The 23,719-nt window shown below is 72.2% G+C and carries 15 protein-coding genes and 1 pseudogene; 9 read left to right on the top strand and 7 right to left on the bottom strand.

Features of this window, described 5'->3' with window-relative positions; translation table 11 throughout:
* Positions 1 to 140: 140 nt before the first annotated feature.
* Positions 141 to 614, bottom strand: a complete 474-nt coding sequence (locus tag ABZ477_RS00865; protein ID WP_360126419.1) for a MarR family transcriptional regulator — start codon at positions 612 to 614, stop codon at positions 141 to 143.
* A 79-nt stretch (positions 615 to 693) separates the two neighbouring features.
* Between ABZ477_RS00865 and idi the strand changes: the two genes are divergently transcribed.
* The 7 genes from idi to ABZ477_RS00830 are packed head-to-tail and all read left to right on the top strand — an operon-like array spanning position 694 to position 6,302.
* A complete protein-coding gene (idi, locus tag ABZ477_RS00860; RefSeq protein WP_360126416.1) occupies positions 694 to 1,251 on the top strand; it encodes an isopentenyl-diphosphate Delta-isomerase in 558 nt (185 codons plus the stop codon).
* The gene (locus ABZ477_RS00855; protein ID WP_360126413.1) at positions 1,248 to 2,306 is read left to right on the top strand and encodes a polyprenyl synthetase family protein; all 1,059 of its coding nucleotides are present in this window, start codon (positions 1,248 to 1,250) and stop codon (positions 2,304 to 2,306) included. Before idi ends, ABZ477_RS00855 begins: the two co-directional genes overlap by 4 nt.
* Positions 2,307 to 2,329: 23 nt before the next feature.
* Positions 2,330 to 3,175, top strand: coding sequence for a squalene/phytoene synthase family protein (locus ABZ477_RS00850; RefSeq protein WP_360126410.1), 846 nt, complete (start codon positions 2,330 to 2,332; stop codon positions 3,173 to 3,175).
* Positions 3,172 to 4,746 carry a phytoene desaturase family protein gene (gene crtI / locus ABZ477_RS00845; RefSeq protein ID WP_360126407.1) on the top strand — a complete coding sequence of 525 codons (1,575 nt, stop codon included), beginning with the start codon at positions 3,172 to 3,174 and terminating at the stop codon, positions 4,744 to 4,746. Before ABZ477_RS00850 ends, crtI begins: the two co-directional genes overlap by 4 nt.
* A 1-nt stretch (position 4,747) precedes the next feature.
* Complete coding sequence (locus tag ABZ477_RS00840; protein ID WP_360126404.1) at positions 4,748 to 5,110, top strand: lycopene cyclase domain-containing protein; 363 nt, start codon at positions 4,748 to 4,750, stop codon at positions 5,108 to 5,110.
* Positions 5,107 to 5,412 carry a lycopene cyclase domain-containing protein gene (locus tag ABZ477_RS00835; protein ID WP_360126401.1) on the top strand — a complete coding sequence of 102 codons (306 nt, stop codon included), beginning with the start codon at positions 5,107 to 5,109 and terminating at the stop codon, positions 5,410 to 5,412. Before ABZ477_RS00840 ends, ABZ477_RS00835 begins: the two co-directional genes overlap by 4 nt.
* A complete protein-coding gene (locus tag ABZ477_RS00830; RefSeq protein WP_360126398.1) occupies positions 5,409 to 6,302 on the top strand; it encodes a prenyltransferase in 894 nt (297 codons plus the stop codon). Before ABZ477_RS00835 ends, ABZ477_RS00830 begins: the two co-directional genes overlap by 4 nt.
* A 46-nt stretch (positions 6,303 to 6,348) precedes the next feature.
* Here ABZ477_RS00830 and ABZ477_RS00825 read toward each other — a convergent pair whose 3' ends face one another.
* Both ABZ477_RS00825 and ABZ477_RS00820 read right to left on the bottom strand, forming a co-directional pair.
* A complete protein-coding gene (locus tag ABZ477_RS00825; protein WP_360126395.1) occupies positions 6,349 to 9,249 on the bottom strand; it encodes a UPF0182 family protein in 2,901 nt (966 codons plus the stop codon).
* A 106-nt stretch (positions 9,250 to 9,355) separates the two neighbouring features.
* Positions 9,356 to 10,477 (bottom strand): S16 family serine protease, encoded by a 1,122-nt coding sequence (locus ABZ477_RS00820; RefSeq protein ID WP_360126392.1) that lies wholly within the window; start codon positions 10,475 to 10,477, stop codon positions 9,356 to 9,358.
* A gap of 135 nt (positions 10,478 to 10,612) precedes the next feature.
* On the opposite strand from ABZ477_RS00820, the gene ABZ477_RS00815 reads away from it, so the two are divergent.
* Positions 10,613 to 12,028 carry a zinc-dependent metalloprotease gene (locus ABZ477_RS00815; protein WP_360126389.1) on the top strand — a complete coding sequence of 472 codons (1,416 nt, stop codon included), beginning with the start codon at positions 10,613 to 10,615 and terminating at the stop codon, positions 12,026 to 12,028.
* 814 nt (positions 12,029 to 12,842) lie between these two features.
* Here the strand turns inward: ABZ477_RS00815 and ABZ477_RS00810 are convergent.
* The gene (locus ABZ477_RS00810) at positions 12,843 to 14,621 is read right to left on the bottom strand and encodes an ATP-dependent helicase (RefSeq protein ID WP_360126386.1); all 1,779 of its coding nucleotides are present in this window, start codon (positions 14,619 to 14,621) and stop codon (positions 12,843 to 12,845) included.
* Positions 14,618 to 15,598 (bottom strand): NAD(+) diphosphatase, encoded by a 981-nt coding sequence (gene nudC / locus ABZ477_RS00805; protein WP_360126383.1) that lies wholly within the window; start codon positions 15,596 to 15,598, stop codon positions 14,618 to 14,620. Before nudC ends, ABZ477_RS00810 begins: the two co-directional genes overlap by 4 nt.
* Positions 15,599 to 15,710: 112 nt before the next feature.
* On the opposite strand from nudC, the pseudogene ABZ477_RS00800 reads away from it, so the two are divergent.
* Positions 15,711 to 16,463 (top strand): annotated as a pseudogene (locus tag ABZ477_RS00800) (phosphotransferase); the annotation flags it as partial.
* A 458-nt stretch (positions 16,464 to 16,921) separates the two neighbouring features.
* Here ABZ477_RS00800 and ABZ477_RS00795 read toward each other — a convergent pair.
* A complete protein-coding gene (locus ABZ477_RS00795) occupies positions 16,922 to 20,440 on the bottom strand; it encodes an ATP-dependent DNA helicase (protein ID WP_360126380.1) in 3,519 nt (1,172 codons plus the stop codon).
* Positions 20,437 to 23,712, bottom strand: a complete 3,276-nt coding sequence (locus tag ABZ477_RS00790) for a PD-(D/E)XK nuclease family protein (RefSeq protein WP_360126377.1) — start codon at positions 23,710 to 23,712, stop codon at positions 20,437 to 20,439. Before ABZ477_RS00790 ends, ABZ477_RS00795 begins: the two co-directional genes overlap by 4 nt.
* Positions 23,713 to 23,719: the final 7 nt, after the last annotated feature.

Here is a 23,719-nt window from a genome sequence, read left to right as displayed (position 1 = left end):
CTGTCCCCGCCACCTAAACCCAACGCACGAGGCGACGCGCCAGCGCCGCCGACCCAAGCTGACAGCCTCTGTAAACGCAACCCGGCGTGTCCCCAACCCCGCAGCCACCTCTAGCCAGCCGCGGCCACCCGATCCCCGCGTCACTCAGCCGGGTCGATCGCCTCACTCAGCTCCAGCAGGAACCGGGTCACGACCCTCAGCTCCGCCTCGTCGTACCCGTCGGTGACGCCGCGCATAGCCCTGAGACGCTCGCCCATGTGCTTGTAGAAGTCATCCCGGGACTGCTGCGTGAGGACGACGACCCGCGCCCGGCGATCATGCGGGTGCGGCCGACGCTCGAGGTGGCCGGAGGAGGTGAGCCGGTCGAGGAGCTTCGTCGTCGAGGCCGTCGAGATGCGGAGGTGGTCGGCGAGGTCGTGAGGACTGACCGTCTCGCCGCGCTGCTCGCGCATGATCAGCATGCGCAGCGCCGCGACATCCGTCGCGTTCATGTCCATGTCGCCCTTCATGCCGCTGTGCATGCGGTCCATGGCGTCGCCGAGGGCGCGGATGGCGCGCAGGACGTCCATGACCCCGTGATCGCGGGGCGTCTGCGGCTCCCATCGCTGCGACATGTGGACACTCCTTCCGTCCCCTTGTATCATCGGCGGAACGATATTGCTAGATAGGCTAGCGATCCCGGAAGGATCCACGATGACCGATACAGATCACGTCGTCCTCCTCGACGATGACGGCCGCGAGATCGGCACCGCCCCCAAGAGCAGCGTGCACGGCACCGAGACGGCCCTCCATCTGGCATTCTCCTGCCACGTCGTGAACGCCGACGGTCAGGTCCTCGTGACACGCCGCGCGCTCGGCAAGACGACGTGGCCCGGCGTGTGGAGCAACTCCTTCTGCGGCCACCCGCGTCCCGCCGAACCGGTGCTGACAGCGGTCCACCGCCGCGCCGAATACGAGCTCGGCATCACGCTGCACGACATCGAGCTGGCGCTCCCCCTCTTCCGCTACCGCGCAACGGACGCCAACGGCATGGTCGAGCACGAGCTCTGCCCGGTCTACACGGCACTCACCGACGACGAGCCGGTCCTCAACCCGCTCGAGGTCGTCGACGCGAAGTGGGTCGATCCCGCCGACCTCGCGGCATCCCTCGAAGCCACGCCGTGGGCGTTCAGCCCCTGGCTCGTGCTGCAGGCTCAGCAGCTTCACCTGTTCGACCGGAGCTCGCCGCACGAGCGGCGACGAGCATCGTGATCGGCCTCGCCCCCGCGCCCGCTGCGGCGATCGACGCCGCGATCAGTACGGCCGTCGAGCGCATCCGCACCCGAGCAGAAGGACTCGGCGGCTCGTTCCCGGCTCTCGGCGATGCCATCGCACGCGCCGCCGACGGCGGCAAGCGGTTCCGCCCGTTCCTCGTCGTCGCCGCCTTCGAGGCCTGCGGCGGCGCCCCATCGACGGCCGCCCTGTACCCGGTCGCCGCTGCCTTCGAACTGCTGCACACAGCGTTCGTCGTGCACGACGACGTCATCGACCATGACACCGTGCGCCGCGGCATCCCGAACGTCGCGGGCGAATTCCGCGCGCGGGCGCGCCGCAAGGGGGCGGATGCCTCGGGCGAGGCACTGCTCGGAGACGCGGCCGCGATCCTCGCGGGCGACCTCCTGCTCCACGAGGCGTGCCGCCTCATCGCGCTCGCCGACCTCGGCGCGAGGGACCGGAAACGCCTGCTGGCGCTCCTCGACGACGCCGTCTTCGTCTCGGCCGCCGGCGAGCTCGCCGACGTCGAGCACGCCGTCGCGAAGGACTGGGCCGACCCGGAAGCGCTCCTCGGCGCGGCACACGACAAGACGGCGGTGTACTCGTTCACGGCGCCGCTGTGCGCCGGTGCTGTCCTGGCCGGTGCACCCACCGCCGTTCAGGCCGCCCTCGAGGTCGCGGGCGGGCGCCTCGGCCTGGCCTTCCAGCTCGCCGACGACCTGATCGGCGCCTTCGGGTCCTCGGCACAGGCGGGACGCGAGGCGGGCGGAGATCTGCGCGAGGCCAAGCGCACGCCGCTCATCGCCCTCGCGCGCGACTCGACGTCGTGGAACCGGGTGAACGCCGCCCTCGCCGTCGCCCACACAGGCCCCATCGCGGTGCGCGAGGCGCAGCGCGCGCTCGACGAGAGCGGCGCCCGAGCCGCGCTGCTCGCGCTCATCGACCGGACGCTCGCCGAGGCTCGGGACGCGGCATCCGATCCCGCACTGCCCGCCGAGGCGCGTGCACTCGTGACCGACCTCGCGCGGGCCATCGCGGAGCGCGTCCCGTGATCGGGCAGCGCACGGCTGACGGCATGACGGGGCTGGCCCTGTACGACCGGACGGCGGAGGATGCCGCGGCCGCCGTCATCGCGGCGTACTCGACGTCGTTCGGCCTCGCGTCGCGCATGCTCGGCCCGCGCGTGCGCCCGCACGTGCGGAACGTGTACGCGCTGGTCCGCGTCGCCGACGAGATCGTGGACGGCCCCGCCGCAGCGGCGGGCCTCGATGCGGACGCCGAGCGCGGCGTCCTCGACGACTTCGAGAGCGAGACCCTCGCGTCGATCGAGCGCGGGTTCAGCGCGAACCTGGTCGTCCACGCCTTCGCCCGCACGGCACGGGAATGCGACATCCGCGAGGATCTGATCCGCCCCTTCTTCGCGTCGATGCGCACCGACATCACGACGAGCTCGCACGACGGGGCGTCCCACGACGTCTACGTGTACGGCTCGGCGGAGGTCGTCGGCCTCATGTGCCTGCAGGCGTTCGTCAACGCCGGGTCCCCTGCGCCGCGGATCGCCGAACCTCACCTCGTCGAGGGCGCGCGACGACTCGGCGCGGCCTTCCAGGACGTCAACTTCCTCCGCGACCTGGACCACGATGCCGGCGAGCTCGGACGCGACTACCTCGGCGCTTCGACGCGGGCCGACGTGCTCGCGCGGATCGACGCCGACCTCGCGTGCGCTGCCGCTGTCATCCCCGAACTGCCCGCCGATTGCCGCCGGGCCGTCACCGCCGCGCACGATCTCTTCGCGGCACTCGCCTGGCGCCTGCGGAGCGAGTCCGCGGGCGACACGCGAGTCCGCGTGCCGAATCCGGTCAAGGCGGCGCTGGCGGCGCGTGCGTGGATGGGCTTCGCGCCGCGGAGCGTCCGCGCATGACCCGAGCGCGCACTCCTCGCGAGCCGGGGCGCGCCGTCGTGGTCGGCGGCGGCATCGCGGGCCTGGCCACGGCGACGCTCCTCTCGGCCGAGGGCTGGACCGTCTCGCTGTTCGAGGCCGGCGACGACGTCGGCGGCCGCGCCGGCTCTTGGCGCTCCGGCGGCTTCCGCTTCGACACGGGCCCCAGCTGGTACCTCATGCCGGAGGTCTTCGACCACTTCTTCCGGCTGCTCGGGACGACGGCGGCCGATGAACTCGACCTCGTCCCCCTCTCCCCCGCGTACCGCGTGTACACGGAGGGCGACGCGGCACCCCTCGACGTCGTATCGGGCCGGGATGCCGCGACCGCCCTGTTCGAGGGCATCGAACCCGGTGCCGGCTCACGACTGGGCGAGTACCTCGACTCGGCCGCGGACGCGTACGACCTGTCGATCACGCGCTTCCTCTACGACGCGTACGAGACTACGGCGGGCCTGCGCGACCCCGAGCTGCTGCGCCGGCTGCCGCGCCTCGCGCCCCTGCTGACCCGCACGCTCGCGTCGCACATCGCGCGGCGCTTCACGGACCTCCGGCTGCAGCAGATCCTGGGCTACCCCGCCGTCTTCCTCGGCGGCTCGCCCTACGGCGTGCCGAGTCTCTACCACCTCATGAGCCACCTCGACCTCGACGAGGGCGTGCTGTACCCGCGCGGCGGGCTCACGGAGGTGATCCGCGCCGTCGAGCGGCTCGCCCGCGCGCGGGGCGTCGAGATCCAGACGCGCGCGGAGGTCACCGAGATCCAGACGCGGGACGGTATCGCGTCCGGCGTCCGCCTCGCCGACGGCCGGTCGATCGCCGCCGACCTCGTCGTCTCGACGGCAGATCTGCACCACACCGAGACGAGCCTGCTCCCGCCCGAGCTGCGCAGCTACCCGGAGTCGTGGTGGGCCAAGCGCACCCCGAGCCCGGGAGCCCTCCTGCTCCTGCTCGGAGTCGAGGGCGAGCTGCCCCAGCTCGCGCACCACACGCTCCTGTTCACGCGCGACTGGCAAGACAACTTCGAGCGGATCTTCGGGGGCGGGAGCAGCATCCCGGACCCCGCCTCGCTCTACGTCTGCAAGCCCAGCGCGACGGACCCGAGCGTCGCCCCGCCCGGGCACGAGAACCTCTTCGTGCTCGTGCCGGTGCCCGCCGATCCCGGTCTCGGCCGCGGCGGCGAGGACGGCGACGGCGACCCGCGCATCGAGAAGGCGGCGGATGCCGTCGTCCGGCAGGTCGCGCAGTGGTGCGGCATCCCGGATCTCGCGGACCGCATCATCGTCCGCCGCACGATCGCGCCGGGCGATTTCGAGGCCGACCTCCACGCGTGGCGGGGAAACGCGCTCGGACTCGCGCACACGCTCGGCCAGAGCGCCGTCTTCCGCCCTCGCAACGCCTCCAAGCGCGTCGACGGCCTCCTGTACGCGGGGGCGTCGACACTGCCCGGCATCGGACTGCCGATGTGCCTCATCTCCGCCGAGCTCGTCGTCAAGCGGCTGCGGGGCGATCGCTCGCCAGGGCCGCTGACCGAACCCGCCGTGGCCAGGGTCTGACGTGCCGGGACTCTACCTGCTCGCGATCCTCATCTCGTTCGCCGGTGTCGCGCTCCTGGACGTCCGGCTGCGTCTGGTCGCGCCTGCGGCGCCGGGACGGACCGCGGCCGCCGTGGGGATCGGGACGGCCTTCTTCCTCGCGTGGGACGCCGCAGGGATCGCGTCCGGCGTCTTCGTCAAGGGCGACAGTCCGCTCTACGTCGGCGTGGACCTCGCGCCGCACCTTCCGCTCGAGGAGCCGCTCTTCCTCGCGTTCCTCTGCTACCTCGCGCTCGTCGTCTGGGCCGGCTCGCGACGGATCGGCGACCGCGCGCGGAAGGGCCGGTCCGACGCGCGCGGGAGCGCTGGCGGGGGCGCGGCATGACGTACGCGCTCCTCATCGTCCCGTTCGCCCTCGTGACCGTCGTCGTGACGCTCGCGACGATCCGGCGCCCGCACTTCGGGCGGCGGATGGCGGCCTCGACGGCTGCGGCGGTCGTGCTCGGGCTGCTCACCGCCGTGTTCGACAGCCTCATGATCGCCGCAGGGCTCTTCACGTACCCCGGTGAGCTCATCAGCGGCGTACGGATCGGCCTGGCCCCGCTGGAGGACTTCGCCTATCCCGTGTGCGCCGCCTTCCTCGTCCCGGCGGTCTTCACGCTCCTCGCGCCGCGGAGGGCCGCATGAGCACGACCGAGCCGCTGCGCGCCTCCGCGGTCCTGCGCACGCTGTTCGTCTCGTCGCGCCCCGTGAGCTGGATCAACACGGCGTACCCTTTCGCGGCCGCGTACGTCATGACGACGCGCGAGATCGACGTCATCCTGATCGTCGGCACGATCTTCTTCCTCGTGCCCTACAACCTCGCGATGTACGGCATCAACGACGTCTTCGACTACGAGTCCGATCTCCGCAATCCGCGCAAGGGCGGCGCGCACGGGGCCGTCCTCGACCGGCGGCTGCATCGCATCACGCTGTGGGCGGCGGGCCTGTCCTGCCTGCCCTTCGTCGTGTTCCTCGTGATCGCGGGATCGCCTTCGTCGAGGTTCGTGCTCGCGGCGAGCCTGTTCTTCGTGGTGTTCTACAGCGCGCCGCCGCTGCGGCTCAAGGAGCGCCCGTTCCTGGACTCGGTGACCAGCAGCATCCACTTCTTCTCCCCCGCCGTCTACGGTCTCGTCCTCGCCGGTGCGGCCTGGACGTGGCAGCTGGTCGCGGTCGTCCTCGCGTTCGCGCTGTGGGGCGTCGCGTCGCACGCCTTCGGCGCGGTCCAGGATGTCGTGGCCGACCGTGAAGCCGGCATCTCGTCGATCGCGACGGCGCGCGGCGCTCGGTGGACGGTGCGGTTCGCCCTCGCCTGCTACGCCGCCGCGGGCATCGTCATGCTCGCCACCGTGTGGCCCGGGCCCCTCGCGGCCGTCCTCGCCCTCCCCTACCTCGCGACGGTGTGGCCGTTCCGCAGCATCACGGACGAGACGGCGGATGCTGCCACCCGCGGCTGGGACCGCTTCCTGTGGCTCAACCAGCTCACGGGTTTCGGCGTCACGCTGCTGCTCATCTGGTACTGGTTCCTGACGGCGTGAGGCCGGGCGCTCCGCGCGCCCGGCTTCACGAACCTCGGACCGAGGGTTACTGCTCCCCGAGCTCGATGAGCTTCTCGACGGCCGCCGTGAGGCGCGCATCCGCCTCGCCGTAGGCGGCCCAGTCGCCGGCCTGCAGGGCCTCCTCGCGCTGGATCATCGCCTGCTGCGCCTCCTGGAGCGCCGCCTCGTACTCGTCGGCCGGGGGCTCCGTCGGCTCCGTCGGCTCGGGCGCCGGCGTCGCCCCGGGCGTCGGGGTCGTGTCGGGCGTGGGCGTCACACCCGCGTCGCCGGCACCGGCACCCGAGTCGCCGCCGAACAGGGCGTCGAGCGCCTCGTTGAGCGTGTCCTCGAAGGCGACCTGGTTGCCGAACGAGACGAGCACCTTCTGGAGGGTCGGGAGCTTCGTGGCGCCAGACGACTGCACGAAGACCGGCTGCACGTAGAGCAGGCCGCCGCCCACGGGAAGCGTCAGGAGGTTTCCGTTGAGCACGTCGGACTGGCCCTGGCGGAGGATGTTGATGAACGCCGACACCTGGGGATCCGCGTCGAACGTGTTCTGCACCTGGCCGGGGCCGGGCACGCTCGTATCCGCGTCGATCACCAGCATCCGGAGCTTTCCGTAGTCCTCGGCCTTCACGCCGTCCTCGTCGCCCGCATTCGAGTCGACGGCGAGGTAGCCCATGAGGACGTTCCTCGTGTTCTCACCGGCCGGGATGAAGCTCGTGAACATCGAGTAGGACGGCACCTCCTGACCCGGCATCTGCATCGTGAGGTAGTACGGCGGCTGCAGGAAGTTGGGGTTCTGCGGGTCGTCCGGGGTCTTCCACGCGTTGTCACGCTGGTAGAAGGACTGCGCGTCGTCGACGTGGTACACGCCCAGCATCGCGCGCTGCGCCTTGAACAGGTCGGTCGGGTAGCGCACGTGGCTCATCAGATCGCCCGACATCTCGGAGATCGGCTTGAGCGTGGACGGGTACACCTTCTGCCACGCCTGGAGGATCGGGTCCTCCTCGTCCCACGCGTAGAGCTTGACCGAGCCGTCGTACGCGTCGACGGTCGCCTTGACGGAGTTGCGGATGTAGTTGATGTTGTCCAGCGCGACGCGCGGCGCCTCGTTGTTCGCATCGGCGATCGCCTGCGAGAGGCTCACGATCGTCGAGTAGGGGTAGCTGTCGCTCGTCGTGTAGCCGTCGACGACCCACACGATGCGGCCGTCCACGATGCTCGGGTACGGGTCCTTGTCCAGCTCGAGGTACGGCGCGACCTTCTGGACGCGGTCGAGCGGGTTGCGGTCGTAGAGGATCTGCGAGTCCTCGTTGACGTAGTCCGAGAACAGGATCTGCTCGGACTGGAACTTCAGCGCGTAGATGAGGCGATTGAAGACGTTGCCGACGCTCGGTCCGCCATCGCCCTCGAACGTCGTCTTCGTCTCGGACGCGCCGTCCTCGCCCTCCGGGTAGTCCAGCTCGATGGGCGCGGTCGTCGCGGGGGCGCCGACGATCGAGTACAGGGGCGAGTCCTCGCCGAAGTAGACGCGGGGCTCGAACTCCTCCTGCGTCGTCAGGACGCCCGAAGCGGGGATGCCGCGCTCGATGAAGACTGGGTTGCCGTCCGACGTACGGTCGTTGCCCTTCGCCGCGACGAGCCCGTAGCCGTGCGTGTAGACGAGTGTCGTGTTCTGCCAGGACGCCGCGTTCCCGAGCTGGCTCACATCGAGCTCGCGCACCGACACGACGGTGTCCTGCGAGACCCCGTCGATGTCGTAGCGGTCCACGTCCAGCGGGTCGGCGAACTGGTAGTACGAGCGGTACTGCTCGAGCTGCTTCACCGTCGGGCTGATGATGGCGGGGTCCATGATGCGGATCTGCGCCGTCGTGGCGGCATCCGCGCGCAGCTGCCCGGACTCGGCATCCGTCGTCGCCGTGTAATCGCTCTTGTCGAGGCCGTCGATGCCGTACGCGTCCTGCGTCATGTCGATGGCGCGCTGGTAGTACTGCTCCTCCAGCGCGAACTGGTTCGGGCGCACCTGGAAGGTGTTGAGAACCCACGGGTAGGCCACGCCGAGCACGATCGACGAGACGAGCAGCAGACCCGTCGCGATGAGCGGGTAGCGCCAGCGGCCGATGATCGCGGTGACGAAGAACAGGACGCCCACGAGGATCGCGACGATCGAGAGGATCGTGAGCCCCGGGATGACGGCGTGCGTGCCGACGTAGCCGGGTCCGACGATGCGGTCCCCCGGTTCGATGAGCGTCTTGTAGCGGTCGAGCCACAGGCTCGCCGCCTGCACGAGGAGGTAGAGACCCGCGAGGACCGCGAGCTGGATGCGCGCGGCCTTGGAGATGCGCAGCTCGCGCTGACCCACGCGCACCGAGCCGTAGAGGTACGACACGAGCGCCGTCACGAGGAGGCACACCAGCAGCACGGCCGAGACGAACCCGAGCAGCGTGCTGTAGAACGGCATCGCGAAGAGGTAGAAGCCCGTGTCCAGCCCGAACTGTGGGTCGGTCGTCGACGTCGTGACACCGTTGATCCACAGCCAGGTCGTCTCCCACTGCGCCGACGCGGCGAAGCCCGCGAAGAAGCCGAAGAAGATGGGGATGCCCCACATTGCCAGGCGCCGGAGCGGCTCGACGACCTCCTGGTAGCGGTCCAGCTGCGAGCTCAGCCGCGCATATACGGGGCGCAGCCGGTAGGCGAGCTGGATCGAGAGCCACACGGGGACCGCCATGCCGAGGAATCCGACGGCGAACATCACGAGGCGCGCGACCCACTGCGTCACGAGCACCGACTGGAAGCCGAGTTGCTCGTACCAGAGCCAGTCGGCGAACAGGTTCGCGAAGATGAAGAACGCCACCACGAGGGCAGCGATGATCGCGAAGGTGATGGCGAGGATGCGTCGGGTGCGAGAGGGTGTGGCCGGGGCGGGCGCTGACGTCGTGGTCACTTCTTCATCCTAGGCGGGCGGTTCACAGGCGATGCCGCGTCCGCGCTGGGCGAACTCTCCGAATTCCCCCAGCGCCATACGACGTCTCGCCGGGGGTCGGGCATGTTCAGGACCGGCAGGTCGGCAGCGCGTCGAGTTCGCCTTCGCCTCTGATCGCCTCGAGGGCCGTGAGAGCGTCGTCGAGATCCTCGACGGAGAAGACGCGCAGGCCCGGCGGTATGTGGCCGACGACCTCGTCGCAATTGGCCTCGGGGGCGAGGAACCAGTCGGCACCGGCGCCGGACGCGCCCCACAGCTTCTGCTGGATGCCGCCGATCGGTCCGACGGTCCCGTCGGAGGAGATCGTCCCTGTGCCGGCGACATCCTCTCCCCCGTTGAGCTCGCCCGGCGTGAGCGTGTCGATGATGCCGAGGGCGAACATCATGCCCGCCGACGGACCGCCGACGTTGTTCAGCTGGATCGTGACGTCGATCGGGAAGTCGTAGTCGCTCTGCAGCTGGACGCCCAGGAGCCACACCGTCTCGCCCTCGACCTCGTTCTCGTTCGGCGTGATGCTGATGGTCTGCTGTTCGCCGTCGCGCTCGATTGTCACCTCGACGGGAGCACCGGCACCGGCATTGACGATCTCGCGGAGGTCGTCCGCGCTCGCGATGGGCGTCCCGTTCGCCGCGATGACCGCGTCCCCCTCTTCGAGGAGGCCCTCGGCCGCCGATCCCTGCAGGAGCGAGTGCACTGTGATGTGCGACCCCACGTCGTAGCCGAGCTCGGTGAGCGCGGCGGCCGTGGCCTCCTTCTGCGAGTCGATCATGAGCGCGGAGCTCTCCTCGTTGCGCTCTTCGCTCGTCTGATCCTCGGGGAAGATCGCGTCGATCGGCAGGACGGCCTTGGTCGGGTCGAACCACGCCGTCGCGAGCTCGAACCAGGAGGGCGTGCGCTCGCGGTTACCCACGACCTGGACCGTCAGGAGATCGAGCGTGCCCTCGGTCGGGTACGTGTCGGCCCCTGCGACCGAGATGAGCGGGACCTCGTCCCCCTCCGCCGAGGTCGCCGTGCCGAGGGTGTTGTACACGGGGCCGGGACGCTGGATGACGTAGGCCGTCGGGAGGAACGTGAGGATCAGCAGGACCACCATCGACACGGCCAGAGCCCACACGCCGACCAGCGCCGAGCGGCTCAGGCGCCGCCGCGGGGCGGGCGTGATCGTCACGTTCTCGTCGAACAGCGCCACGGAGGACCTCTCTCGCTGGGAACTCGCCTGTCGTTCGCGACCGGCGTACAGGGGAAGGGGTCCGGGCGGGGAGTGCGAGGATGCGTGCCACTAGCGTAGAACGCGAGGTCTTGACCCGGCTGAAAGGCGGCTGAAGTGACGGACGACGATCGCAGCCCTGAAGAGGAGTTCCAGGAGCTCCTGCGTCAGCTCTTCGGCGGGGGCGCCGACGGAATCGATCCCGAGCAGCTCTCCCGGCTGACGGGCATGGGCATCGACCCCGCCACCATGCAGACCCTCATGCAGCAGATGCAGGGCGCTTTCGCAGGCAGCGGCGAGATCTCGTGGGACCTCGCGGAGCGCCAGGCGCTGCACATCGCGAACCAGGCCGGTCTCGGCGTCACCGCGGGGCAGCGCACCGATCTGGACCAGGCCTTCGCCCTCGCGACGCTCTGGCTGAGCGAGGCCACCACCATCTCCGAGCTCGCGTCGCCGCCCAAGGCCCTCACCCGCGGCGGCTGGGTCGAGGCGACGCTCCCCGTGTGGCAGGAGCTCGCCGAGCCGGTCGCCACGAGCATCGCCGATGCGCTGACGGCCGCACTGAGCGATCAGGCTCCCGACGACATGCAGAGCCTCGTGCAGGGCGCCGGCCGCCTCATGCGCACGATGGGCGGGTCCCTGTTCGCGACGCAGCTCGGTCACGTCGTCGGGCGGCTCTCGCTCGAAGTGGTCAGCGGCGGGGATGTCGGCATCCCGCTCATGCCCGACGGCGAGGCGGCGATCCTCCCGCAGAACTTCGCGGACTTCGGGCGCGACCTCGAGATCCCCGAGGACCAGCTCGGCCTCTACATCGCGACGCGCGAGCTCGCGCACGCCAGGCTCTTCCGGCACGCGCGCTGGCTGCGTCTGCACGTCATCTCGCAGGTGACGGATTTCGCCCGCGGCGTGCACGTCGACACGGATGCGCTGGAGGATCTCGCCGCTCGGTTCAACCCGTCCGAACCCGAAGAGCTCCGTCGCGCCCTCGAGAGCGGCGCGCTGCTTCCGGCTCGGTCCGAAGCGCAGACGGCGGCCCTCACCAGGCTCGAGAACCTCCTCGCCACGATCGAGGGCTGGGTCGACGTCGTGACCGCCGAAGCCACCAGCCGGCTGCCCTCGGCCGACCGCATCGCCGAGGCCGTGCGCCGCCGGCGCGCGGTCGGCGGTCCTGCCGAGCAGGCGCTCGGCTCGCTCGTCGGGCTCGAACTGCGGCCGCGCCGCATGCGCGAGGCCGCCGCGATGTGGCGTGCCGTGACGGATGCTGTCGGCGTCGCCTCCCGCGACGCGCTGTGGGACTATCCCGACCTCATGCCGACGTCGGAGGACATCGACGATCCCGCGGCTCTCGTGGCGCGCCTGCAGGCGCACGCACGGGGCGAGGCGCCCGCGCGCGATGCCTTCGACGACGCCCTGGAAGCGCTGCTGTCGGGTCAGACGCCCGCACCCGAAGGCGAGAGCGCGCCGGAGTCCGGCAGCGATTCGGATGAGCCGGACGGCGATGCCGCCGGGCCGGAGGGCGAGCGACCCGTCTGACGCTCGCGGGGGTCTGACGCTCGCGGGGTCTGACGCTCGCGGGGTCTGACGCTCGCGGGTCTCCTCCCCAGGCCGAGGCGAACCGTCCTCCGGGATGGGACGGCTGTGGAGAATCGCCGGTGGCGCGGGTCGCACGCGCATGATCGGGGGATGCTGCGCCTCGATCCCGCACATCCTGTCCTCTGGCGCTCGGAGACGAGCGTCCAGTTCGGTCTCGATCCCGTCGCGATCGTCGAGATCGCCGAGGAGTGGCAGGAGCGTCTCATCCGCGAACTCGAGGTGGGCGTGCCGCCGGCCGCGCTCGAAGCCGTGGCCGACGCGGTCGGTGCGCCCGCGGGCGCCGCGGCGGCCTTCGTGCGCGGGATCTCGCGAGCACTCCGAGCCGCTCCCCGCGAGCTGCCGCGATCCGTCGTCGTCCAGGTCGCCGACGGCGTGAGTCCCTCCATCGTCGACGACGTCCGGGATGCGCTCGAAGCGGCGGGCCTGTCGTCGACGCCGGACCTGTGGGACGAGACGACGGGCACGTCCGCGACGCCCGTCGTCATGCTCGCCGCACACGTCGTGAATCCGCGCAGCACCGCCGTCCTCCTCGGGCGCGACATCCCGCACCTGCCGATCGTCTTCGGCGGCTCGGGCGTCGAGATCGGCCCCTTCGTGCGGCCGGGGCTCACGCCGTGCTCCTCCTGCGTCGCCGCCCACCGGCGCGACGCGGACGACGCCTGGCCCCGGCTCGCAGCCCAGCTGCTCGGGCGTCGCGTCCCGGCCGTTTCGACGGCGCTCGCGTGGGAGGCCGCGCTGGCCGCGGCCCATCTCGTCACGGACGCCGCGCGGCACCCTTCGCGGCAGACCGCACCGTCGGTGACGGTGCGCGCCGAGACCGGGGCGCGGACGACGAGGACGCATCGGCCGCACGCAGCGTGCCGGTGCCGATCTCTCGGAGGAAGCGCGATGGGGCGCGTCCACGAGATCCTGGCGACCACGAGAGCGACAGCGTACGCGCAGCCCGCGTGATCCCGACATACGCGAGCCTGCGCTCCTCGTCGATCTGCTCGAAGCCCGACGCGTAGCCGATCGGCAGCAGCCCCTCCGCGAGCCCGACGAGATGCACGTGGTCCCACTCGAGACCCTTCGCGGCGTGCAGCGTCGCGAGCGTGACGGTGCGCAGGGCCGGTTCGTCCTGCGCCTTCGCACGCGCGATGAGATCGTCCGTGAACGCACGCAGCGTCGTCCCCTCGGGCGCTTCCTCCGCGAGTCGCAGGATCGCGGCGCGGGCCTCCCACGCGTCGCGCAGCGCCCCACCCGCCTGAGGTGGCTCGTCGGTGAGTCCGAGCGACCGCAGGACGTCGCGCACCGCCGCGAGGAAGCCGCCCTCGACGGGGGCGACGGAGGCTCCGCGGAGGGCCATGAGCGCCTGACGGACCTCGGGGATGTCGAAGAACCGCCGGCCTCCGAGAACGGATGAGGCGATGCCGGCATCCGCGAGAGCCTTCACGAGCTCGGCGGACTGGGCGTGCGCACGGTAGAGCACGGCGATCCGGCGCGGATCGGTGCCGTCGTCGAGCTGGGCGCGGATCCGAGCGGCGACTCCCCGCGCCTCGGCCTCGTCGTCCGGGTAGGTCGTGACAGGCGGGCGCTCGTCGCGGACCGGAGCGTCCTCGCGCACCGCGCGCGCCGTCGTGAGGACGAGCGCACCGGGCCGATCCCGCATGAGCTCGTTCGCAACCGCGAGGATCGGGGCATCCGATCGGTGGTTCTTCTCGAGCCGGACGACCTTGGCTCCCTCGTGCCGCTGGGCGAACTCCAGGAGGAAGCGCGCATCGGCGCCCGCGAAGGAGTAGATCGTCTGGCTCGCGTCGCCGACGACGCACAGGTCGCGGCGGTCGCCGAGCCACAGCTCGAGCAGGCGGTGCTGCAGCGGCGAGACGTCCTGGAACTCGTCGACGGTGAAGTGCCGGTACTGCTCGCGGACGGCGCGCACGACCTGCGGCTCGGCCTCCAGCATCCCGGCGCATGCGAGCAGGACATCCTCGAAGTCGAGCTGGCGTCGCTCGTCCTTGAGCTTCTCGTACGCGCGGTGCAGCTCCGCGACTCGCCCCGCCTCGAGGCGTCCGACCCCCTCGGGGCGGGCGGCGACGTAGGCGTCGACGCTGCGCAGCGTGACCTTGCGCCATTCGATCCCGCTCGCGACGTCGCGGAGGGTCGCGACATCCGGCTCGATGCCCAGGCCGTCGGCCGCGTGGGCGAGCAGCCGCACCTTGTTGTCGACGATGCTCGGCACCGAGTCGCCCGTCAGGGTGGGCCAGAAGTAGTTCAGCTGGGCCAGTGCGGCCGCGTGGAACGTGCGGGCGGCGATGCCGTCCACCCCGAGATTGCGCAGGCGCGCCCGCATCTCGCCCGCCGCCTTCGCGGTGAAGGTGACGGCCATGACGCGCCCCGGCGAATACGCACCGGTGTCGACGCCGTGCGCGATGCGCCTCGTGATGACGCGGGTCTTTCCCGTGCCGGCGCCCGCGAGGACGACGAGGGGCCCGCGGAGGGTCGCGGCGGCCTCGCGCTGCTGCTCGTCGAGGCCCTCGAGAGACCGATCGCTCATGCGCCACCCGCCTGCCAGTCGGCGATGAGGCGGTGGGCGATCGACGCCTTGCCCGGGAGCAGCACGTCTCCGCCGCCCGCGAGCGCCTCGCCGATCTCGTCGCGCGTGAACCAGCGCACCTCGGCGATCTCATCCCCGTCGGCACGTGCCGCCGAGTCGTCGAGCGCCGTCGCGAAGAAGCCGAGCATGAGCGACCGGGGATACGGCCACGCCTGCGAGCCGCGGTAGGTGAGGTCCGAGACCTCGACGCCCGCCTCCTCCCGGACCTCCCGCACGACGGCCGATTCGAGCGACTCCCCCGCCTCGGCGAAGCCCGCGAAGCACGAGAAGCGGTTCTGGCCCCAGGCGGCGTTCGAGCCGAGCAGGAGACGATCGGGATCGACGGCGCTCGTGACGGCGACGATGACGGCGGGATCCGTCCGCGGGAAGTGCTCCCGCCCGCAGGCAGGGCAGTGCCGCGACCAGCCGGCGCCACGCACCTCGGTGCGCGTGCCGCACGCGGGACAGTACGGGGCATCCAGCAGCCAGCGCCCGAGGCTCAGCGCCTCGACGAACATGCCGGCCTCGCCGGGCGCGAGGTCGCCGCCCACGACGCGCAGGCCGGCCCATCCCCCAGGAGCGTCGAAGGGCGCGGGTGCCTCCGACGGCAGCACCGCCGACAGCACGGCCGTGCCCTCGGCATCCCGCCCGAGGAACGCCCACTCCGAGGCATCGCGCACCTGATCCGGCGAGACCAGCAGGAGCGCGGGATGCTGCTTCCCACCGTTCGCGCCGGGCGCGCGGGTCGATGCCGATGTCGATGCCGATGCCGAACCCGATGCCGACGTCAGCGGCGCAGCGTCGCCGTGCACGACGAGGACGCGGGTCGCGGCATCCGCGCGAAGCCGATCGAGGAGGCCGTCCTCGGAGCGCTCGTCCGCCGCGCGGTCGAGGCCGGGCCCGGCCAGAGCGGGCCTGGGACGGGCGGGCGTCGTCATCCGGCACCTCTCTGCGTGGTCGTCGGCCCCCGGTTCCGGCGGGGCTTGCGGTGTCCGGCGTGCCCGGGCGTGGCGCGGGGATGCGCGGCGAAGCCCGACCTACCCTGGGCACATGGCACGCTCTCCCCTCACTCTAGCCGCGTCCGTGACGTCGGCTCTGCCCCGGGTCGGCGTCGTCGGGGCGGGCGCCCTGACCGAGGGCGCGGCCGGACGGTTCGACTCCGCGGTCGCGGAATTGGACGACGGTCGCCGCGTCGTCGTGCGGGCTCCGGCGGACCCGGATGCCGCGACCGAGCTCGCCGCCGAGGTGCGTGCCCTGCGAGCCCTGACACCGGGTGTGCGGGGCCTGCTGCCCTTCCGCGCGCCCGAGCTGCTCGGCGAGGCCGGGCTCGGCGACGCGCGCGTCGTCGTGGTCGACTTCCTGCCCGGCTATCGCGTGGACGCGGCACATCTGCCGGCCGGACGCGGCGCCGCGACCTCCATCGGCGAAGCGCTCGCCGCCCTGCACGCTCTTCCGCTCTCGATCGTGCGCACCGAGGGTCTTCCGGTCCGGACGCCCGGGCAGATCCGCGACGACGTCCGGCGCGTCATCGATCGGGTGCGCGCGACCCGCAAGGCCCCGGAGGCGCTCCTCGATCGCTGGACGCACGCCGTCGAGACCGACGCCTTCTGGCGGTTCGAGTCCGCTGTCGTGCTCGGCGGGGCGGGCGCCGCTTCCTTCCTCTTCGAGGATGTCGACGGCGCGCCGCACGTGACGGGGCTGCTCGAGTGGCACGGACTTCAGGTGGGCGACCCCGCGACGGACCTGCAGTGGCTCGCGTCGGCGCCGGCAGTCGCGGACGACGTGTACCGCGCCTACTCCTCGCAGGCCAACCGCGCCCCCGACTCCGTCGTGCGCGAGCGCGCGCGGCTGTACGCGGAGCTCGAGTTCGCGAAGTGGCTCGTGCACGGCTTCGAGACGGGACGCGACGACATCGTCGACGACGCCGTCGAACTGCTCGCCTCGCTCGAGGCGGGTGTGCGCGCCGACGATCTGGTGCGAGGCGACGACCTGGACGTCGACGACGCCATCGCCCTGCTGGGGCGCGTGCCCGAGCCGACCGCGTCGGATGTCGACACCTCGATGCAGACCGACGCCTACGACCCGGAGGAGCTCTCGCTCTGGGTGACGACCGAGCCGGTCGCGGACGGGGCGACAGTCCGAGTCGACCTGGCGGAGGCCCGCACCGAGAGCGCGGGGGCGGTGCTCACGGCCGCTTACGAAGACACCTCGACGGCGCCCCTCGACCTCGCCGACCTCGCCGACCTCCGCGACCCGAGCGATCAGTCGGTGGCCGTTGGATCCGAGGCTCGTGCGGATGTGCCCGAGGTCGATGAGGAGCGCGAGGCCGAACGCGCCTCGCGCGCCGCGTTCCAGCGCTGGACGAGCTCCTCCTCCGAGTAGACACGGTCCGAGCGGATCACGAGGTCGTCGGCGACGTAGTACAGCGCGACGTCGATCTCGTCGAGCGGGACGCCGTGGCGCTTGTGATAGGCCAGGCGATACAGCGCGAGCTGCAGCATCCGCTCCTCCCGCTCGGCGGCGGTCGCCGGCGGGCGGCCGGTCTTCCAGTCGACGATCTCGATCCGGCCGTCGCGGCGGTAGACCGCGTCGAGCTTGCAGATGACGTGACCCAGATGGTCTGCGCCGCGGAGGGTGATGTCGATCTCGGTCTCGACCTGGATCGGCAGGAGCGGTCCCCACTCGGACGCCTCGAACGTGGCCTTGAGGCGCGCGAGCGCCTCGGTCTCGTGTACCGAGGTCTCGGTCTCGGGCGCATCGTCGTCGACCTCCCACAGGGCGTCGTCCAGCGATGCGCCGCGTCCCGCGATCCCGGACCGCTGCTCGACCCACGCGTGGAACAGCGTTCCGCGCAGCGTCTCGCCGTATGGCCGCTCGGGCAGCGGCCGCGCGATCGACCGGACCGTCGCACCGTAGTCCCCGACGAAGTCCTTGAATCGCGAGGCGCCGATGCGGGAGGGAGCCTCGGGTGCCTGACCGCGGCGACGACGCTCGGCCTCGGCGAGCAGGGGCTTCAGCACCTCGTCGGGCTCGATCTCGGCGCCGCGCAGCGCCGCGACCTCGGCGGCGCCCCGCTCGACGACGGCGCGCCGCTCGCCGAGCGCGTCGAGAGGCCAGCTCAGGATGCGGCCGCCCTTGTCGAGATAGGGGTTCTCGCCAGGGTCGGCGGCATCGAGATCGTCGGTTCCGAGCGCCCTCAGCATCTCCTGCAGGTAGCGGCTGGGCCGGCGCGCATCGCGCTGGCCCGCCCAGTGGGATCCGGTCAGCAGGAGATCCGACCGCGCACGTGTGACCGCGACATAGGCCAGGCGGCGCTCTTCGCGCTCCTGATGCTCGCGGTCCGCCTCGCGGAAGGCATCGATCGCTCCGGCGAGATCCTCGTCCGCGTCGTCCAGGTCCCACGAGAGGCGCGGAAGGGCGTCCTGGTCGCCACGGAGGGCGTACGGGAGCACGCCGAACCCGAGCCAGCCGGCCACCGTGCGGGGGGCCTTGGGGAGCTCGTTCTCGACGAGCCGCACGACGGCGACAGCATCCCATTCCAGTCCTTTGGATCCGTGGATGGTGAGGAGCTGGACGACCCCCGGCTCGGGCGGCTCCGGCCGCGGCATGAGCTCGTCCGTCTCCTCGGCGTGGTCGAGCCACGCGAGCAGGCTCGCGATGGAACCGCGGTCGTCGGCCAGCAGGAACGCGCGCACCTCGTCGAGGAACGAGCGCAGCCGGGACGCCGCGATGCGCGCGGGACCGCGGGTCTCGTTCGCCGCGAGCTCGATGTCGAGTCGGAGCTCGAGCTCGATCATGCGGATGAGATCGGGGATCGGCTGGCCGACCGCGCCGCGGAGGCGCTGGAAGAGCTCACCCGCCTCTCGGAGGCCCGCGCGTCCCGCCTCGCTGATGTCGCGCAGCAGACCGTGGTCGTCCGGCGAGCGGCGGACGAACTCGAGCGCGTCGATGATCGAGACCTGCTCATCGGCGCCGGCAGAGGCGCGGATGCGCTGCACGAGCTCGTCGTCGAACCGCGTCAGGTTGGCATCGCGCCGGGACAGGGTCTCGGCGAGCCCGTGCAGCGCGGCGAGGTCGGCGACGCCGACGCCGAACCGCGGACCCGACAGGACCCTCAGCAGAGCCGAGCCCTGCGCGGGATCGTGCACGACGCGCAGGGCCGAGACGACGTCGACGACTTCGGGCGCCGAGAGCAGGCCGCCGAGCCCGAGGATGCGGTTGGGCACGCCGGCCCGGTTCAGCGCGTCTGAGAAGAGCTGCATGTGCCGCTTCGTGCGGAACAGGATCGCGCCGGAGTGCGCCACCCGCTCGACCGGGATGCCCGCCGTTGCGCGCTCGCCCGCCCGCCGCTCCTGCACGGCGTCGTGCTCGGCGCGGACCGCGGCGAACCACTCGGCCACCTCGCGAGCCTCGTCGTCCACGCTCGGGGCGAACCGGTGTGCCACGCGCCCCGCGCCCGCCCCCGGCCGCGGCGCGAGCGCCTCGACCGGCACGGGTCCGCGCGCGCTCGCCTCGAGGACCGCGTTGGCGGCGGCCAGGACGCCGAGGTCGTTGCGCCAGCTGATCATGAGGCTGTGATGCCGCGCCTCGGTCGTGCGCGCGAACGCCTGCGGGAAGACTGCGAGGTTGTCGGCGGATGCCCCGCGCCACCCGTAGATCGACTGCTGCGGGTCGCCCACGGCCATGACGGGCGAATCGTGGAAGACCGCGGCGAGCAGCTCGGTCTGGATGACGGAGGTGTCCTGGTACTCGTCGAGCAGCACGATGCGGAACTGATCCCGCAGCTCCGCCGCGACATCCGGGGCGGCCTCCACGATCTCGAGGGCGCCCGCCACCTGATCGGCGAAGTCGAGGGTGTCGTCCGCGCGCTTGCGTTCCGCGTAGTCGCCGACGAGTCCGGCGAGGACCGACAGCCCGCTCATGCTCCGGCGCGCCGAATCGACGAGGGTCTGATCCTTCTTGAGCCGGCACGTCACACGGGACAGGCGCCCCGACCAGCGCTCGCCGTACGCCGCGAGCTCGGCGAGATCGACCCGGTTGTCGAGCACTTCGCCGGCAAGCCGATGCACGGCGTCGACGACCGTGGAGAACGCCTCCTCGCGCTGCGAGAGGCGCTCGTCGTCCGAGCCGATCACGACGCGCCGCGCCAGGAGCCATGAGCCGGACTGACTGAGCAGCGCGGCATCCGGATCGCGTCCGATGCGCGCGCCGTGCTCGCGCACGATGGCGTCGGCGAAGGAGTTGTACGTCGCGACGCGCGCGCGCTGCAGGAGGGCGTCTGCCGCGGCCGAGGCGTCCGCCGGCGCGGCGCCGACCTCCGCCGCGAGGTCGTCGAGCAGCGCCGCGAGAGCGGCCTGGCGGACTCGCGGCGACGAGTGCGCATGCGCCTGCCAGAATTCGGCCAGATCGCCGCGCTCCGCGAGCACGGCGAGGTGCGGGAGCAGTCCGCGGCGCTCGTACTCGCCGATCGTCGACAGGCGCCGCTGGATGCGCTCGGCCAGCTCGCCCGCCGCCTTGCGCGTGAACGTGAGGCCGAGCACCTCGTCGGCGCGCACGTGCCCGTTCGCGACGAGCCAGACGACGCGCCCGGCCATGGTCTCGGTCTTGCCGCTGCCGGCGCCGGCGATCACGATCGCGGGTGCCGCCGGGGCTTCGATCACGGCCGTCTGTTCGGGCGTCGGCTGCGGCAGGCCGAGCGCGACGGCGATCACGGCGGCGGGAATGTCGAGGGGACCGTCCCAGGCGTCCGAGCGGACCTCTGCCGGTGCGGACAGGCTCATGACGCCGACACCGCCTTGACGGTGTGCAGCGCGCACACGCCGAAGCGTGCCGTCGAGCAGTGCGCGTCGACGGGCGCGTCGAATCGGTCGGATGCCATGGCCCGCGCCGCCGTCGCGATCTGCCCGAGGAAGGCGGCCCGGGCCTCGTCGTCCATGGGGGCCTGCCGCGCGAGGCGGTAGTCCGGCTCCTTCTGGGTCGTCTTGGACAGCACGATCAGGCGAGCGCCTGCGTTTACGGCCTCTTCGGCACCGGGCACGAGCCCCTCCAGGTAGGCGAGCTGGTAGGCCGCGAGCTGCGGGTCGTCCGTGACCTTGTCGTCGCTCACGCGCCCCTCGGATCGGCCGGTCTTGAGGTCGACGATGACGACGCGCTCGGCATCCGCCCCGCCGCTCGGCAATGCCTCACCCCGGCCCGCCGGATAGACCTCGACACGGTCGATCGATCCGCTCAGCACTGCCCAGCGACCGTCGACTCTGGCCTCGTTCGCGTCGACGACACGTACGGGAGGGGTCTCGTCGCCGACGGCATCCATCCCGACGGCGAGCCGGAACCGCGCCTCGGCGCCGATCGTGCGACCCGAGTGCGCGTGGAACGTGCGCAGATACCGGTGCATGCGTTCGGCGAGCAGATCCGCCCAGGCGCGCTCCTTGCGCGAGATCCACTCGGCCTCGAAGTCGAGCTCGCCCCAGCGATCGTCGAGGATCGCGATGAGCTGCTCGAGCTCGCCCGAGGGCACCTCCTCCATCGCGGCATGCAGGATCGTGCCGGCGCCGGCCGACCACGACCGCGTGTCGCCGCCGAGCGCCCGAATCGCCCAGTCCAGCCCGCAGTCCGAGAACGTCTTGAGCTTCGACGGCGACACCGGGACGGGAGCACGCGCGGGGTCGCGCAGAGGCCCGATCGAGGTGGGCGGCGCAACGCCGAACCACTCCGACGGCGCGGCGCCGGCGACGCCTTCGGCCGCGAGGACGGCGAGCTGCCCCGCTGCGTGCTCGCGCGAGGCGGGCGACGCCGACGTCGTGAGCGTGCGGCGATGCTGCGCGACGAGCCCCCGAAGGGTGAGCGGATGCTGCGCCTCGGCGCTGTCGACCGCACTGTCGTCGGGCTCGGGGAGGAACGACAGGAGCGGGCTCGGTCCCAGCTCGTCGTCGTCGACGGCCGTGACTGCCAGGCGCAGGCGCGCACGCGAAACGGCCCGCACGAAGAGCCGCAGCTCGTCGTGGAGCGCCTCCCGGCGTCGATCCAGCGCGGGCGGGGCGTCGGGCGCAGGGAGCCCCGCACGCCACGCCGCGACGTCGTCCGCGAGACGCCAGGCGCCCAGCGTCCCTCCGCGCGGCCGGAGATTGGGCCACACTCCGTCCTGGAGCCCGGCGATGACGACGCCGTCGAACTCGGCGCCCAGCGCCGAGGCGGGCGTGAGGATCGAGACGGCCTCCGCGCGGTCGGGCGCGGTCAGGATGTCCTCCGGCACGGCGCTGTCGAGGATGCGGCGCAGGAACACGCCGGCGTTCTCATGCGGGGCGCGCTCCGCGAACCGCTTGGCCGCGTCGAACAGCGCGACGAGGGCGTCGAGCGCACGGTTGGCCTCGGCGGCGAAGACACCCGGGGACCCTGCGACATCGCTCCACACGGCCGACAGTCGGCGGCCGGAGATGTCGCGCGAACGATCCCACACCGTCCAGAGGAGCTGGTGCGCGTTCGCGCCGCGGGCCGCCTCGTCGTACACGTGCGCGAGCGTCGCGGCGACGCGCTCGGCCGCCCGCGCCTCGGGCGAGTCCATGAGCGCGAGGCCCGCGGGGTGCGCCAGCGCCTCGCACACGAGCTCCCGCGCGACACGCGCCGGCGGAGCACCCGGTTCCTGAGCCTGTCGAAGGGCGGCGTGGCGCAGCCGCGCGCGGAGGCGCCGGAGGCTGACAGCATCCAGCCCCCCGAACGGCGAGAGGAGCGCGGCCGTGAGCTGCTCGTACGACCGCTCGTCGGGCGTCCTCATGCCGAGCGTCACGAACTCCGCGAGGTCGCGCACGACGCTCTCGCCGCCCAGCGGGCGCGAGAGCGCCCCGGCTCGCGTCGGCACTTCGCGCGCCGCGAGTTCGATCTCGAGGTCGGCGACCTGCCTCGTGTCGTGCGCGATGACGGCGATCCGGCCCCACGGCATGCCGTCGAGCACGTGCCACTCGCGGACGGTGCGCGCGATGCGGTCGATCTCCTCGAACGGTGACGGCACGACGTGGCAGATCACGGAGCCGTCGTCGGGGGCGGGCGGGCCGGGGGGCCTGCGGTGGATGACGGTGCCGGATGCCCCGATCGACTCGGTGACGGTGCGGGCGAGCCGCGTGAGCGACGCCGTCGCGCGATGCGGTGCGTCGAGCACCCACATCGGGCCGAGGAGCTCGCCGAGCTCGCGGAACAGCGTCGCGCTCGCGCCGCGGAAGGCACCCGACCCGATGTCGGGGTCGCCGTGCGCGACGACGGCGACGCCGCGCGCCCGGAACGCCCGCAGGAGGCTCACTCCCCCGGGCGTCAGCTCCTGCGCGTCGTCGACGAGCACGACGCGCAGCCGGGCCGCGGGGCCCAGGCGCCGCTCGGCGTCGTCGCCCAGCGGCGCGACCGCGAGCAGTGCGGCGGCCTCGTGGACGAGCTCCGCGGGGTCGCGGTGCGCGGCCCGCATCGTGCCGAGGACGTCCCGGTATTCGCGCAGGAAGGATGCCGCGGCGACCCAGGCCGGACGGTCGTAGGCCCGTCCGGCCGCGGCGAGCTCCTCCGGGGCGATCGACCGCTCGCTGCACTCGGCCGCGAGGGCCCGGAGCTCGGCGCGGAACTGCCGGGACCCGCGCAGCGTCGCACCGAGCGAGGCGGGCCAGCGATCCCGGCCGGAAGCGGCATCCTCGGCATCGCCCGCGAGCAGCTCGGCGACGATGCGGTCCTGGTCGCCGGCCGTCAGCAGCTGCGGCGGTGACGCGTGGGCGGCGACCGCCGCCGCGCGGACGAGCTGGAAGGCGAACGACGCGACCGACCGGGCCAGCGGACCCGGGGTCGCGAGATCGAGGCCCGCTCCCAGCCGGTCGCGCAGCGCCGTCGCGGTCTGGCGGGTCGGCGTGAGTACGAGGATCTCGTCGGGGTCGAGCGCGCCGTCCGCGAGGAGCGCAGCGACCCGCGCCGCGAGGACCGTCGTCTTGCCTGTGCCGGGCCCGCCGACGACCGTGCCCGACGCCTCGACCGGGAGCCGCACGACGGCGAGCTGAGCAGGGTCGAGATCGATGCCGGGCGTCACATCAAGC

The sequence above is a fragment of the Microbacterium sp. NPDC019599 genome (assembly GCF_040632175.1).
Classification (GTDB): Bacteria; Actinomycetota; Actinomycetes; order Actinomycetales; family Microbacteriaceae; genus Microbacterium.
Note: the sequence above shows the minus strand (reverse complement) of the source record. Positions and strands in the feature narration are given on the sequence as shown.